Annotated in this window: 8 protein-coding genes and 1 pseudogene; 7 read left to right on the forward strand and 2 right to left on the reverse strand. The window is 49.7% G+C overall.

Annotation, left to right across the window (positions count from 1 at the left end):
* Position 1: 1 nt before the first annotated feature.
* The 5 genes and pseudogenes from ELR70_RS01230 to ELR70_RS01250 all read left to right on the forward strand — a co-directional run bounded on the left by ELR70_RS01230 (position 2) and on the right by ELR70_RS01250 (position 10,825).
* Entirely contained in the window at positions 2-835 is an 834-nt protein-coding gene (locus ELR70_RS01230) for a LytTR family DNA-binding domain-containing protein (protein ID WP_235577129.1), read from the forward strand.
* Positions 836-1,275: 440 nt separating this feature from the next.
* Positions 1,276-3,936: a glycoside hydrolase family 16 protein gene (locus tag ELR70_RS01235; RefSeq protein WP_054016733.1), complete on the forward strand. Its 2,661-nt coding sequence runs from the start codon at positions 1,276-1,278 to the stop codon at positions 3,934-3,936.
* 62 nt (positions 3,937-3,998) lie between these two features.
* Positions 3,999-6,956 (forward strand): TonB-dependent receptor, encoded by a 2,958-nt coding sequence (locus tag ELR70_RS01240; RefSeq protein ID WP_054016732.1) that lies wholly within the window; start codon positions 3,999-4,001, stop codon positions 6,954-6,956.
* Between the two features lie 74 nt (positions 6,957-7,030).
* Positions 7,031-8,277: pseudogene (locus ELR70_RS01245) on the forward strand (sugar MFS transporter).
* 49 nt (positions 8,278-8,326) lie between these two features.
* Positions 8,327-10,825 (forward strand): exo 1,3/1,4-beta-D-glucan glucohydrolase, encoded by a 2,499-nt coding sequence (locus ELR70_RS01250; RefSeq protein WP_277749864.1) that lies wholly within the window; start codon positions 8,327-8,329, stop codon positions 10,823-10,825.
* Between the two features lie 48 nt (positions 10,826-10,873).
* Here ELR70_RS01250 and ELR70_RS01255 read toward each other — a convergent pair whose 3' ends face one another.
* Positions 10,874-12,346 carry an aminoacyl-histidine dipeptidase gene (locus ELR70_RS01255; RefSeq protein WP_054016729.1) on the reverse strand — a complete coding sequence of 491 codons (1,473 nt, stop codon included), beginning with the start codon at positions 12,344-12,346 and terminating at the stop codon, positions 10,874-10,876.
* A 173-nt stretch (positions 12,347-12,519) separates the two neighbouring features.
* Positions 12,520-13,587, reverse strand: coding sequence for a ketoacyl-ACP synthase III (locus tag ELR70_RS01260; RefSeq protein ID WP_054016728.1), 1,068 nt, complete (start codon positions 13,585-13,587; stop codon positions 12,520-12,522).
* A gap of 142 nt (positions 13,588-13,729) precedes the next feature.
* On the opposite strand from ELR70_RS01260, the gene ELR70_RS01265 reads away from it, so the two are divergent.
* Positions 13,730-14,125 (forward strand): DUF4440 domain-containing protein, encoded by a 396-nt coding sequence (locus tag ELR70_RS01265; RefSeq protein WP_054016727.1) that lies wholly within the window; start codon positions 13,730-13,732, stop codon positions 14,123-14,125.
* A gap of 35 nt (positions 14,126-14,160) precedes the next feature.
* Entirely contained in the window at positions 14,161-15,039 is an 879-nt protein-coding gene (locus ELR70_RS01270; RefSeq protein ID WP_082353286.1) for a mechanosensitive ion channel domain-containing protein, read from the forward strand.
* Positions 15,040-15,052: the final 13 nt, after the last annotated feature.

Raw genomic sequence — 15,052 nt, forward strand, 5'->3', positions numbered from 1 at the left:
CATGACAAAACCACTCACAGCTCTTATCGTAGACGATGAGCCTCTGGCACTGGAAGGGCTGAGCCTGAGGTTGGCAAAGATCCCTGAAATTGAGGTGATAGGCCAGGCTGAAAACGGGGATGATGCAATCCGCTTGTGTCATGAATTGTGTCCTGATGTGTTATTTTTGGATTTGCAGTTGCCCGGTCTCAATGGGATCGAAGTGGTACAGGCAATACAGGCCGATGTATTACCTATGGTGGTTTTTGTTAGTGCATATAGCGATTATGCGCTGGAGGCATTTGAGCTCAACGCGATCGATTATGTATTGAAGCCTGCTAACCTGGGACGCTTACAAAAAACCGTGACCCGGATCCTGGAACGTCGACAGCCACGTCATGCCGAACAAGAGAAATACCGCCTGCTACAGGCACTCACTGAAACCTCGGGGCTGGCGGTCGCAGAGTTAGAGTCCTGGCTGGAAACTGATAACCCGTTGCCTGCCAGTCAGGACAAAGAATTGGTCATCAAAAACAATGACAATGAGCAGGTATTTGTGCCCATGAATACAATCCGCTGGATTGACGCAGCCGGAGATTACATGTGTGTACATACGGATTTAGACACTCATGTTTTGCGCATTACTATGAAAAAGTTGCAAACTTTACTGGATGAAACTCAGTTTGCCCGGATCCATAAATCCACCATAGTTAATTTAAGCCATGTCACCGCCATTAAACCTATGCGAAACAACGAGAGCCTGGTCACACTCAAAGATCAGGTAGAACTGAAAGTCAGTCGTAATTATAGCAGGGCATTACAGCAGTTTGTTGCCAAAAAGAAAACGCTCAGCTAGTTGACGAACTAGGATGCGGCGAGTGAATATTCGTCACGAGACGTGTAGTTTGCCTCTTGTGGTGCAACAAAAGCACGCTTTGGTGCAGTTTATTTTCATCTCACTCAGTTTAAAGTCTAACCAAAACAAGCAGCTAACCTTTCATCTTGTTTTTGTCTCGCTTTGTCGTGCACTATTGTGGCTCTCAAGCATGTGTCGCACCAGTTGCCCGTGATGGCGCGTTTCCATTGTAACATTCTGGTTAATTGAACAGGATAGCCTCAGGAGCAGACCGAATTTGGAATCTGATTCGCTGCTTATTCTTTGTAGTACGACCAGCACAACAGGCCAGCATATACCTGGTCTGTTGCAAATAACAACGACAGCAGGCCTGTGCCAGACTGTGAAAAGAACATGTTCGTACTGCACAACAATCGGTTCGATTAGTTGGAACACACATTATGATAAAAGTTGCAAAATCCCTCTCCAGTCTTGGCGTCTTGCTTGCGTTAGCGGGTGTAACCGGCTGTGGTGGCGACGCTAAAACACACACTGATCTAAGTAAAACTGACCCACAGGCACCGGTTTCTGACTGGCAGCTGGTCTGGCAAGACGAGTTTGATGACAGCCAAATCAACGCTCAGAACTGGACGCATGAAGTGGACTGCCTCGGCGGCGGAAACGAAGAGCGTCAGTGCTATACCGATGATAAGGCTAACTCGTATGTCAGCGATGGGACATTAAAAATTGTCGCGCTTCGTGCAGCGGATGGTGCTGAAAAACCCTATACATCTGCACGCCTTATCACAAAACATAAAGCGGATTTTAAATATGGCCGATTCGAAATGCGTGCAAAGTTACCCAGTGGGCAGGGTAGCTGGCCGGCATTTTGGATGCTGCCTACGGATGAAGTCTATGGGGGCTGGCCCAACTCTGGTGAAATTGACATAGTTGAAGCGGTTAACCTCAAAGCACAAGGTGCTGATGGCGCACCAGAGGCCCAAATTTACGGTACCTTGCACTATGGTAAGGATTGGCCGGACAACGTACATTCGGGTAGAGCACACATTCTGGCAGACGGTGCTAACCCGGCCGATGACTTTCATACCTATGCTGTGGAATGGCAAGAGGGAGAGATACGCTGGTATGTTGATGATTACCTTTATGCCACACAGCGACAATCAGAGCCCTTGTATGACAGTAACGGCGATGTTTTCAGTTTGAAACACCGGGGCTGGTTTGCCGAGTATCATGAGCAGGGTAGCGGCGAGCTGACCACACACTGGGATAGCGCGCCGTTTGACCAAAATTTTTATCTTATCTTAAACCTGGCTGTTGGTGGCAGCTGGCCGGAAGCGGTCAATGAAACGGGTGTGAATGCCGACGCGTTTGCAAATGGACAAACCTTTGAAGTGGATTACGTCCGAGTCTACCAGTGCCAGCAAAATCCGACAACGGGTAAAGGATGCGAAACGATTCGTGCTGGATGGGACTCGCCCCAGGACGCATTGGTTGAGGGCAAGGCGCCTACTCCACCTCCCCCGGCAACAGCAGGTGATAGCCTGCAAATTTTTGACGGCGAGCTTAACAAAGACTGGCCTGCCTGGGATTGTTGTGGTGGCAGTGTGCCAGCCTTGGTGGACGACGACACTGCGGGAACGGTCATCGAGTTTAGCGTGGGTAGCGAACCGACGGTAAATGGTTTTATTTCTCGCGACCCGATGGCGTCTGATGCGGGCGGCACACCCAGCCCATTCGATGCGTCTTCCCTGATAGACTCTGGCATGGTGCGTTTCGAATTGAAAGTGACCTCAGCGCCTGTGGATGCACAAACGCCCTGGATGCTAAAAGTAGAAAGTGCGAACGGCGATAAGGTGATTGAAATTTCTTTGTCTGAGAGCACAGAGGGCCTGCAACCCGTGGCCGGGCAGTGGCAAACCTTTACTTTTCCTTTACAGATGCTCGCTGAGCGAGGCCTGGATATCAGCAGCATTGACGCAGTCCTGATATTCCCGGCATGGGGCAGTGGCGAAGGCGCTGTTTATCGTGTCGCTGAAGTGGCCATTGCCGCACCACAAAGTGCTTCAGCGCTAGTGGTGTTTGAAGACAGTGAAAACCCTGCCTGGCCTATGTGGGATTGCTGTGGCGGATCAGTACCTACGGTTGAGCTAGACGACGATGCACACGGCAATGTTGCTGAGTTTAAAATCGGCGATACAGCGACGGTGATGGGCTTTATTTCCCGCCAAGACTTTATCACAGCTGAAGGCGTTAGCGCCGAGCCATTTGATGCTTCTTCTATTCTGTCTAATGGTGTGGTTGAGTTCGATATGAAAGTAGTGAACGCACCACAAGATACGACTGCGACCTGGTCTTTTAAGGCTGAATCAGTGAACGCAGAAAGTGTCGCTGAAGTTGCTTTAGAGAGTAGTGTTCAGCAAGCCGCACCTGAAGTTGGCCAGTGGCAAACGTATACATTCAAATTAACTGACCTGGTTGCTGGAGGTTTAGATATCAGCGCGATTGATGTCTTGATGGTTTTCCCTACCTGGGATCAGGGCGCAGGTGCGGTATATCGCATAGACAACGTCAAGATTTACGACCCGAATCAGGCCGATGACTTTGTAGGTGAAATTTTGTTTGCCGACAACGTTAAAGATAAATGGTCGCTGTGGGACTGCTGCGGTGGTTCCACCCCTACGCTTGAAAATGATGATATGACTCAGGGAATGGTTGCCGAATTTAAAGTTGGTGCCGAACCAACGGTGATGGGGTTGTTTGCAGAAGACGGCCATTACCTCGATGCGTCAGCTTATCTGGAGTCCGGGTCAGTTCAGTTTGATCTCAAAGTCGTAACAGCACCGAGTGATAGCAGTGCTCCCTGGAAGTTTAAGATTGAGGCGCTGGATGCCGATTCTGTCTTAGAGCTAAATCTAGCAGACAGTCTGGAGGGCACGGCCCCTCAGGTTGGTCAGTGGCAAACCTATACTTTCCCTCTGCAGGCACTGAGTGACGGTGGGGTCAATATCAGTGGTATTGACATCATCATGGTTTACCCGGCCTGGGGGCAGGGTGAAGGAGCTGTATATCGGCTCGATAATGTGATGATTACAGCCAAGTAAACCTAAACCGATGGCGTGGCATTGCCACGCCCAGACAGCGAAAATTATTCAAGCAGGTCATTATGAATACAGTAAATTATAAACTCTCTCATGTCGCGATTCTGATCGGTGCGGTACTTGGCACTTCTATGGTACAGGCAGAGCAAGAAGCTGCGCAGGCTGGTGAAGAAACCCCAGAAGTGATTGAAGTGCGTGGTATTAAGGGCAGTTTGATTCGCTCCATGAACGTTAAACGAGACATGTCGGGCGTGGTGGACGCGATTTCAGCAGAAGAAATGGGTAAGTTTCCCGATACCAACCTGGCGGAGTCTTTACAACGAATTACCGGCGTGGCGGTGAGCCGCAGCAACGGGGAAGGGAGCCAGATCACGGTGCGGGGATTTGGCCCGGACTTTAACCTGGTGACGCTCAATGGCAGGCAAATGCCGGGAACCGGTAATAGTCGCTCCTATAACTTTGAGAACTTGTCGTCTGACGGAGTTTCAGCACTGGAAGTGTATAAGACGGCCCGTGCGGATAATCCGACCGGTGGATTGGGCGCGACGGTGAATATTGTTACTGCACGCCCGCTCGACAGCGGTGCGGAAAAAATGTCCTTTTCAGCTAAAGCGATTCATGACTCTTCCAATGTGGCAGGCGACGACATTACGCCAGAGGTCTCCGCCCTTTACTCAAATGCGTTCTTTGACGAATCGGTGGGATTTGGCTTTACCATTAATCACCATCGTCGAGACTTTCAACAGCAAAGCGCCAATATTCAGGGCTGGCAGGCGAATGTAGACTTGCCTACCAATCTGGACGCTGACAGTGTTGTTGATAATCGTCCGCTGAATAAGGACGGGGTGCCAGCAGGAGACTACTTCTTCCCCCGGGATATGAACTATCAGATAAGCGACTTGCAGCGTGAGCGAACCAATGGTCAGCTTGTTTTTCAGTATGCGCCTAATGACGACATTGTGATGACACTCGATTACACCGGCACGAAATCCATAACCGGCAAGAACGCGATTTCATGGGGCATGTGGAATGACTATGGTGGCAACATCAACGGTTACGAGCTGGATGAAAATGGCACAGTTGTGTATGCCGACATCAGCGGCAACGACGGCTCATTCAGCGCCTCGCGCTCAACGACTGAGGTAAACGAGCGTTCCGTTGGTTTTAATGTCCAATGGCAGGCGAGTGATGCACTGAGCCTCACTTTGGATTATCACGATTCCCAAAGCGAAACCGACAATGGCGCAGACTCAGGCCTTGGTAGTGAGGGCACATTGGTATTGGGTTCAGATCAGCTAACGACCAAGCGCTACGATTTTCGAAGCTCAGAGATCCCACATGCAGAAATCCTGTGGCGAAATGGTACCAATGAGCTGGCAGCCAGCGAAATCGACTCTCACTTTAGTCAGTTTGTACACTCCCCAGGCAAAGCCACGGTTGAGCAATTACAGCTTGATGGCGTCTGGGAAAACCTTAGCGATCGCTGGGGATTAGTGAATGTCAAATTTGGTGTGGCGCGTACTGAGCAGGAGATGAGTGGCTCGAATGCCTGGAGTGGCTTAATTGGAGGCTTTTTATTTAACCCTGCCTGGCCGGAACTATTCCCCGATGGCATGTTTACCCAGCATGACACGAGTGACTTCCTTAATGCATTTGACGGTGGCGGCAGTGCGTTACAGCCTCACTATTACTACACCTTTGACTTCGATGAAGTTGCTGCTCGCTCTGAAGCCTTTTTGACCAATGACTTACTCGGTGGCAGTGACTATTTCGCGACGACAGCATATCACGATATGGGAACTGTCTCGCGTGAAAGCGTGACAGAAGAAACCAGCAGTATCTACCTGTCCAGCTTCTGGGAGTTTGAAGTTGCCAGCTATCCGGTACAGATAAACGCAGGTGTACGCTATGAGCAAACCGATGTGACCAGCAGCACTTTCCAGCCAACGCCAACGGCCGTGTGGTGGAAAGGTGGCAGTGAATGGCATACCCAGTTTTTACCTGATGGCGATGCCTTCTTTACCCTTGAAGGTGAGCACGACGTGGTGTTACCTATGGTGGACTTACGCGTAGATGTCAGCGATGAGCTGGTTGCCCGACTGTCCTGGGGTAAAACCATTTCCCGTGCGCCGCTTGGCGACCTGGTCGGTGGCCGAAGTCTAACCAACAGCCCTAAAATCGGTTCGCGCAATGCCAGTGAAGGTAATACCAACTTGCAACCGTTCGAGTCGACCAACTTTGACCTTAGCCTGGAGTACTACTACAGCGAGGGCAGCTATGCAGCTATTGGATACTTTGATAAGTCGGTGAAAAACTTCATCGGCAGTCAGGTTAACTCGACGACTGTAGAGGGGTTTCACGATATTTATCAGGGTCCCAGATGGTTGCAAGCCGTTGCAGACATCGAAAGTCGTGGCGAGCAGGCCACCAATGACGCCATTTTTGCTCAGATGCAGGCCAATGGCGCAACGCTGAATGAGCAGGGCTACATCACGCCCAACGCTGATGACCCGTTGATCGTGTGGGATTTTACACGACCTTTTAATGCGCCCGATACTAAGTCCGTTGACGGTTTTGAAGTGGCAGTACAACACCTGTTCGGCGAAACCGGTTTTGGCGTCGGGGTTAATGCGACATTTGTTAATGGCGATGTGGAGTTCGATGTTACCAGTCTTAAGCAGCAAACCCCGCTCACAGGACTTAGCGACTCTGCCAACTTTCAGGTGTTTTATGAGCTCGACGGCCTGTCGGTAAAACTGACTTACGCTTGGCGAGACGAGTATTTGATCGGAGTAGGTCAGGATCAGGGATCTTCCGATAACCCGCCACAATTTGCTAAGGCTTTTGGTCAATGGGATATGAGCGTTAACTACGACATGACGGAGCAGTTGACCGTGTTCTTCGAGGGCGTGAACCTCAATGATGAAACTGAGCAAGGCTTTGGTCGATATGAACGGCAATTCCTGTTCGCCCGCCAATACGGTCCCAGGTATGCGCTGGGCTTCCGATATAAGTTCAATTAATTCCGAGTATGCTCTGGTGGTTGCTTAGCGCGATGCCAGAGCGCGCTTTTCTTATTTTTTGTTGGAAATTCATTATGGCTAGTTCATCCGTGATACTGGAAACCAAGCATGAGTCGAATTCGGAACGGGGGCACAGATTTGCGCTGTTCACACTGACGACTCTGTTTTTTATGTGGGGGTTTATTACCTGTTTAAATGACATTTTGATCCCCTACCTGAAAGGGGCATTTTCTTTAACTTATACCCAGGCTATGTTGGTGCAGTTTTGCTTTTTCGGCGCCTATTTTATTGTCTCTGTTCCTGCGGGGATGCTGGTTGGCCGAATTGGCTTCAAAAAAGGCATCATTACAGGCTTGAGTATCGCAAGCATAGGGTGTTTGTTGTTCTATCCGGCAGCTGAGCTGGGTGTCTATGGGTTGTTTCTGGGGGCGCTGTTTGTGCTGGCTAGCGGCATTACTGTATTACAGGTCTCTGCAAACCCTTTTGTGAGTGCTCTCGGATCCGCCAAAACGGCCTCATCACGTCTGACGATGACCCAGGCATTTAACTCACTGGGTACAACGGTTGCACCATTTTTGGTGCCTGGCTTATTTTCTCTGGCAGCAGTGAGCCGGCACATACAGACGCATCCGCAGTGCAATTCCCTTACCTGATGATAGCAATCACGCTTGCGGCGTTGGCTATTGTTTTTGCATTTATCAAGCTGCCGTCGCTAGGTGCTCAACCCCAGGGCGCGCCCTCTTTAAAAAAGGCACTGCAATACCAGCACCTTAAACTGGGCGCAGTGGCGATTTTCTTATACGTAGGTGCAGAAGTCGCCATAGGCAGCTTCCTGGTGAACTTTTTACACGACCCTCGCATTGCCGGGCTGAACGAAGCGCAAGCGGCTCAGCTAATCGCATATTACTGGGGCGGGGCGATGATCGGGCGCTTCATCGGTGCGCTGGTGATGCAAAAAATCGCTGCGGGCAAAGTTCTGGCATTTAACGCGCTCATGGTCATTGTGCTGTTGTGTGTTGCTGTTATGACTGAAGGCAGTGTGGCGATGTGGTCTGTGCTGGCGGTCGGTCTGTTCAATTCTATTATGTTTCCAACCATTTTCAGTCTGGCAATCGACAAGCTGGGCGAAAGCGCCAGTCATGGTGCCGGCGTATTATGCCTGGCTATTGTCGGCGGTGCCATTGTGCCTTTGCTGCAGGGTATGTTGGCCGACGCTTCGGGCGTACAACTGTCATTCCTGTTGCCGGCACTGTGTTATGTATTTATCGGTTATTTTGGGCTCAAAGGACACCGACCTGTTTTGCTATCCACGGAGAAGTAAAGTGAAGAAAACAACCATCAAGATTTCACTCAGCGTGCTGGCTGCTGGTATCCTAACGGCGTGCGGCTCAGCGCAGCCATCGGCAGAAGTTAAGAAGGGGCTTGATATCTGGCCCAAAATACATTCAGAGGTGGGCAAAGATCCCGAAATAGAGCGTCAGGTTGCGGCACTACTGAGCAAGATGACGTTAGAGCAGAAAGTGGCCCAGATGATCCAGCCTGAGATCCGTGACATCACAGTCGAAGACATGCGGCGCTACGGTTTTGGTTCTTACCTCAACGGCGGCGGGGCATTTCCCGGCAACAACAAACATGCCAGTGTCAAAGACTGGGTCGACCTTGCCGAAGCCATGTATCAGGCGTCAGTAGATGATTCGCTGGATGGCATTAATATTCCCACCATGTGGGGGACTGATGCGGTGCATGGCCACAACAATGTGATTGGCGCGACGTTATTTCCTCATAATATCGGCCTGGGGGCTGCAAATAACCCTGAGCTGATTGAAAAAATTGCTCAGGCAACAGCGAAAGAAGTCATGGCAACAGGCATTGACTGGGTATTTGCACCCACAGTTGCAACTGTGCGTGATGACCGCTGGGGCCGCACCTATGAAGGTTATTCTGAAGACCCCGAGATAGTTAAAGCCTATGCGGCAGCCATAGTACATGGCTTGCAAGGCCATGCGGATGGAGATTTTTTGGGTGATGACCGGGTGATCAGTACCGTGAAGCACTTTCTGGGCGATGGCGGCACGGTCAAAGGAGACGACCAGGGCAATAATATCGACTCAGAACAAATGCTGTTTGATATTCATGCACAGGGGTACGTGGGCGGTCTGACTGCGGGCGCACAATCTGTGATGGCGTCATTTAATAGCTGGCAGGGCGAGAAAATCCATGGTCATCATTACCTGCTGACCGAGGTCCTGAAGAACAAGATGGGGTTTGATGGCTTTGTGGTGGGTGACTGGAATGGCCATGGTCAGATCCCTGGCTGTCGCAATGATGATTGTCCACAGGCTGTTAATGCCGGCCTGGATGTGTATATGGTGCCGACCGATGCCTGGAAGCCGTTGCTTGAAAATACCATTGCACAAGTCAAAGCGGGCTTTATTCCACAGTCTCGTATCGATGATGCCGTTACGCGTATCTTGCGGGTGAAATTCCGTGCGGGATTGTTTGATAAACCCAGTCCGGCAAAGCGTCCGCATGCAAACAATAGGCAATTGATTGGCCACGAAGCGCACCGCGAAATCGCACGTCAGGCTGTTCGAGAGTCCCTGGTTTTGCTCAAAAATAATCATCAGTTGCTACCACTGGCACCTAATCAACGCATTTTGGTAGCCGGAGATGCGGCCGATAACATAGGCAAGCAATCGGGTGGCTGGACTATTACCTGGCAGGGCACCAATAATCAGAATAGCGATTTTCCGGGCGGCCAGTCTATTTATGATGGCATAGCTCAACAGGTTCAGCTGGCAGGTGGCGAAGTTGAACTGAGTGAGAATGGCCAGTTTGTTACTAAGCCAGACGTTGCCATTGTCGTATTCGGCGAAGAACCTTATGCTGAAGGGCACGGAGATCGGGAGACGCTGATTTATCAGCACGGCAATAAACGCGACCTGGCATTACTCAAATCGCTCAAGGCACAGGGCATTCCTGTGGTTTCAGTCTTTATCAGTGGCAGAGCTATGTGGGTCAACCCGGAACTCAATGCCAGTGATGCCTTCGTTGCAGCCTGGTTACCAGGCTCTCAGGGCGAAGCCGTTGCAGATGTTTTGCTGCGAAACGCTAAAGGCGAGATACAGCACGATTTTAGTGGCCGCCTGTCATTCTCCTGGCCTGCACATCCCAGCAAACCGGTCAATCGCTACGATGAAGACTATGCCCCTTTATTGCCCTACGGGTTTGGCCTGAGTTATGGAGACCCTTCAATTCTGAGTAACACTTTATCAGAAAAGGTAGATACCGCACTTAGCTCGTCAGATGTTTATGCGCTATTCAATGGTAAAGCACAGCAGCCATGGCAGATGAGACTGTTCTCAGGTGAACAAAACCTGCCTGTTAGTGCAAGTAGCATGGCTCTGGAGGGACTGAGTTACCGAACAATAGATAAGGACATTCAGGAAGATGCGTTCAGGGTTGACTGGCAGGGTCCCAAAGCGGGTGTTCAGTTTGTCAGTGGTAATGGTTTTAGAGAAGATTTAGCTCGTTATCAGGCTGTGGGTGGTGTGCTTAGCATGACAGTCAAACGCGGTGATGGGGTTGCAGACAAGGCGATTATTGGCATGCATTGCGAAAGTGAAGGAGATGTTCCGGGAAGTTGTCGGGCTCAGGTTGATATTAGTACTGAATTACAGGGTTTGGCAGCACAGCAATGGCAGGTACTGAGTATTGATTTACAATGTTTTGCCAGCAAAGGGGTGCAGTTTGATCAAATGGTAATGCCATTTGAACTATATGCAACCGGCAGTATGAGCTTGTCGTTTAGTGACATCAGTATAATGCCTGCGGGGGATAAGCAAGCCACAGTTCATTGCCAGGACTAACATATCAATCAGGCACCTTTCGGTGCCTGAGAGATTCACTAAGCGGGGTTAGTCACGCTCAGGAATATTTTGCAGTAATGCCTGCATTTGTTGCCAATACAGGCCAACCGACTCAATGTGCACTTTCTCGTCAGGCGAGTGCGGGAATTTGATTGTCGGACCGAAGGAGATCATATCCATATTCGGGTAAGGTTCTTTAAACAAACCACATTCCAGTCCAGCGTGGATCACCATAATATCTGGCTTGTTGCCGTAAATTCCCTCATACATATCACGGAAAATATGCACCAGATCTGAGTTCGGATCCGGTTTCCAGCCCGGGTAAGCACCTGAAAATTCGATTTTCGCACCAGCCAGCGCTGCCAGTGAACTCAGTGTGCCTTCGACATCTGTACGACCCGAGTCAATCAAAGAGCGGATCAGGCAAAGCACTTCTACTTTATCTGCGTCAGTGGTGATCACGCCCAGGTTCAAAGACGTTTCTACAACACCCTGAATATCATCGCTCATACGAACAACGCCATTCGGACAGGCATTGAGCAGAGCCAACAAAGTGTCCTGAGTATTTGCTGACATTGCACCAAGGGTTGTGTCTGTGTCGTTTACGGCAAAGGTCAGATTCGTTTCAATGGCACCAAGCTCGTTACTTAGCACAGCTTGGAATTCGCTCAGACGCTGTTCCAGCATGCTGCGCTGCGCCGGTGCAATGGCAATCGTTGCATAAGCTTCACGCGGAATAGCGTTGCGAAGTGAACCTCCTTTAAAAGCGACCAGGTTGTAGTCCACATCATTTAGATGGTGACTTAATGCCCTTGCCAGCAATTTATTTGCGTTGCCGCGACCGGTATGAATATCGACGCCGGAGTGTCCGCCTTTAAGCCCTTTTAAACTGATTTCTACAAGCTGATGTCCGGCTGTAATGGGTTGGCGCTCAACATTGACGGTCATGCTGGCATCTACACCACCGGCACACCCCATGTATATCTCACCTTCTTGCTCAGAGTCGGTATTAAGCAGGATATCACCTTCCAGCCAACCAGCTTCAAGTCCAAACGCGCCAGACATACCGGCTTCTTCGTCTACGGTCAGTAAAACTTCCAGAGGGCCGTGTGGAATATCCGATGAAGCCAGTACTGCAAGGCAAGACGCCATACCCATACCATTATCAGCGCCCAGAGTAGTGCCTTCAGCCGTAACCCACTCACCATCGATATAAGGGCGAATAGGGTCTTTGGTAAAGTCATGATCTGTGTCGTCGTTCTTCTGTGGCACCATGTCGATATGTGCCTGAAGGACAACTGGCTTACGATTTTCCATGCCAGGTGTCGCAGGCTTTTTAATGAATACGTTACCCGTATCATCACGGCGCACGGCCAGGCCCTGAGATGTTGCCCAATTAACGATGAAGGTGGCCAAAGCTTCTTCATGTTTTGATGGGTGCGGAATTGAACAGATCTGGTCAAAAAATTGCCATACAATCTGCGGTGCCAAATTGGCGATGTCGGAATGAGGTTTAAACACCGGGTTCCCCTTATTTGAACTATTGTCTTCCAGTCTGGACGTTTGTGAGTACGTATCGCACTGGTAAGTGGGTAAATTGTGTGGTGAGTTTACCATCGGCGGGTGTTTAGGGTCGAGTAGATAAGGCCAATTGAGCGCGAAGGCTTAACTGGCCCTGTAAAGGTGGCTGGCCTTTACTGTTGACATGCCTTGACGGCATCGGCGATGAGCTCCATGCCTGTTTGTTCGCAAGGAGGCAAGGTTTCATCAAAGTGCGTCAGCGGAGTGACACGTTCACCCCACTTAATGTAGCTGGCCGCCCAGGTAAGACCGGCGCCAAATGCGGCTGACATAATGTTTGCATGAGGCTTAATTAGCCCTTGTTCAACAGCTTCACACAAGGCGATGGCAATGGTCGCTGCTGAGGTATTACCATACTTATCGATATTCACCATGACTTTGTCGTCTGCAATATTGAGCTTTTTCTGGATTGCCTGAATGATCCGCAGGTTCGCCTGATGCGGAACCAGCACGTCTATATCATCCAGCGACAAGTTTGCTTGGGCAAGTACATCGTCACAGGCGACGCTCATACCCGTCACGGCACGTTTAAAAATTTCACGTCCTTCGAACGCTAAGTCTGATGGGCCCGGTGGTTCATAGCGACTCAGATCTGTGCCATAGTTGGCAATATGTAAAATACCTCTGTCTTCACTGTCACATCCGGTTTTGGTGCCAAGCAGGCCACAAGGCTCATCGCTGGCTTCGAGGATAACTGCACCAGCACCATCACCAAATAGCACAGCGCTGTCGCGTTTTGCCCAATTGACGTACCAGGTCATACGCTCGGCAGCAACGACCACTGCACGTTTGATCATGCCAGCCTGGATCTGTGCTGTTGCATTTTGTAATGCATATAAAAAGCCCGAACAGGCCGCATTGGTATCACAGGCTGCTGCGCCGACTGCACCAATGTTTTTCTGCACCAATGAAGCGGTGTTGGCCACCATGGTTGAGGGAGTGCAGGTTGCAAGCAAGACCAAGTCTATATCTGAGCCTTTTAAACCGGCGCAGGCCAAAGCCTGTTTACTGGCATAAGTAGCCAGTTCAGCGGTACTGACATGACTCACACGGCGAGACTTAATGCCAGTGCGGGTGCTGATCCATTCGTCATTGGTATCGACTATACTGCTTAATTCGTCATTACTGATAGAGGCGGGTGGGATTGCTTTACCCCATCCTGTTATTTTTGCGTACTTCATTTTATCTCTTATTCAAATCCGACCAGTAGGCTAAAGCACAGTATATCGTAAACCTCATTGTGTTACACACAATTATCCCTTGTCGAAATCAATCAATTGACTAGACTGATAAGAAGTGGTGGCGTTAATTGTTTGGTTTATAATGCAAAAAATTAAATTTGATACGCTGGATATGCTAATTAGCCTGGAGCGGGAGTTGCTGGATCCTGCTGTGCGTGAAAATCCGCAGCGACTAGCACAATTGTTAGATGACGATTTCTATGAAATTTCTGCCAATGGACTGATGTTTAACAAGTCACATGTGTTGTCCAGGCTGCCTCGTGAGAAAGTCCCGCAGTTTTACAATCAGGGCTTCCAGGGACAAATGCTGGCCGAAAACCTTGCCCAAATCACTTATCATGCTGCTTATCGCAGAAATGCCTATTCTAATTTAAATTATTCAGTCAGAATGTCCATTTGGCGCAACAGGGCATCTGGCTGGCAATTGCTGTTCCATCAGGGAACGCCATGCCCTGAGTTTAAACTTAAGTATGAGTAACCCGGTAAAACTCCGGAACAGGATAGAGGTGTCTATTGATTTACGTTGATAAACTGGTCGCAGTATTGAATTACCCATTGTTTACTTTTGCTGAGCGATCGTTTACCGCGGGTAAGTTGCTTTTGGTGCCGGTTTTGCTGTTTATTGGCATTTGGCTGACTCGGTATTTCGTCAACAAGCTTACCAGCAGGCTCCGAGCTACGAATACTGATCCAAATATGGTGCACTTAGTGCAAAGGCTATGTTACGTCCTTGCTATTGCTATTACGGTTATCACTATTTTGGATGTGATAAACGTGCCCATAACCGCATTCGCATTTTTATCCGGCGCCATTGCCATTGGGTTTGGGTTCGGAGCACAAAATATCATCAATAATTTCATCAGCGGTTGGATCCTGATGTGGGAAAAACCCATCCGTATAGGTGACTTCCTTGAGGTGGAAGGGACTAAAGGAGTCGTGGAAAAGATCAATACTCGTTCAACTCGACTACGTCGGGTAGATGGGGTGCATATGCTGATCCCAAACAGTAAATTATTGGAAAATACCGTTACCAACTGGACGCTGGTCGATAAGCTCATGAGAACGTCGGTACGGGTTGGCGTGGCTTACGGCACATCTGCGAAGCAGGTTGCTGCTTTAATTCAGCAAGCGACTGAAGAGCAGCCCGAGGTACTTTCCGATCCTAAGCCTCAGGTGACGTTCGAAGACTTTGGAGATAATGCATTGATATTTGAAGTCAATTTCTGGCTTAATTCTAACGTCGAAGGAGGCCTCAGGCAGGCCAGAAGCAAAATACGATTCCGACTCGATGAACTGTTTGCAGAACATGATATTGTCGTGGCTTTTCCGCAGCGCGACGTGCACATTGATGGGCAGATAGCCATTGTCAGGCAGTCCAGGCGAGCGAGTTGACCAGACTTTAAAA

The organism is Pseudoalteromonas sp. R3 (assembly GCF_004014715.1).
In the GTDB taxonomy this organism is placed as follows: domain Bacteria; phylum Pseudomonadota; class Gammaproteobacteria; order Enterobacterales; family Alteromonadaceae; genus Pseudoalteromonas.

Coding starts and splice junctions, on each gene's coding strand:
- ELR70_RS01230 (WP_235577129.1), top strand. CDS start 2: ATGACAAAACCACTCACAGCTCTTATCGTAGACGATGAGCCTCTGGCA.
- ELR70_RS01235 (WP_054016733.1), top strand. CDS start 1,276: ATGATAAAAGTTGCAAAATCCCTCTCCAGTCTTGGCGTCTTGCTTGCG.
- ELR70_RS01240 (WP_054016732.1), top strand. CDS start 3,999: ATGAATACAGTAAATTATAAACTCTCTCATGTCGCGATTCTGATCGGT.
- ELR70_RS01260 (WP_054016728.1), bottom strand. CDS start 13,587: ATGAAGTACGCAAAAATAACAGGATGGGGTAAAGCAATCCCACCCGCC.
- ELR70_RS01265 (WP_054016727.1), top strand. CDS start 13,730: ATGCAAAAAATTAAATTTGATACGCTGGATATGCTAATTAGCCTGGAG.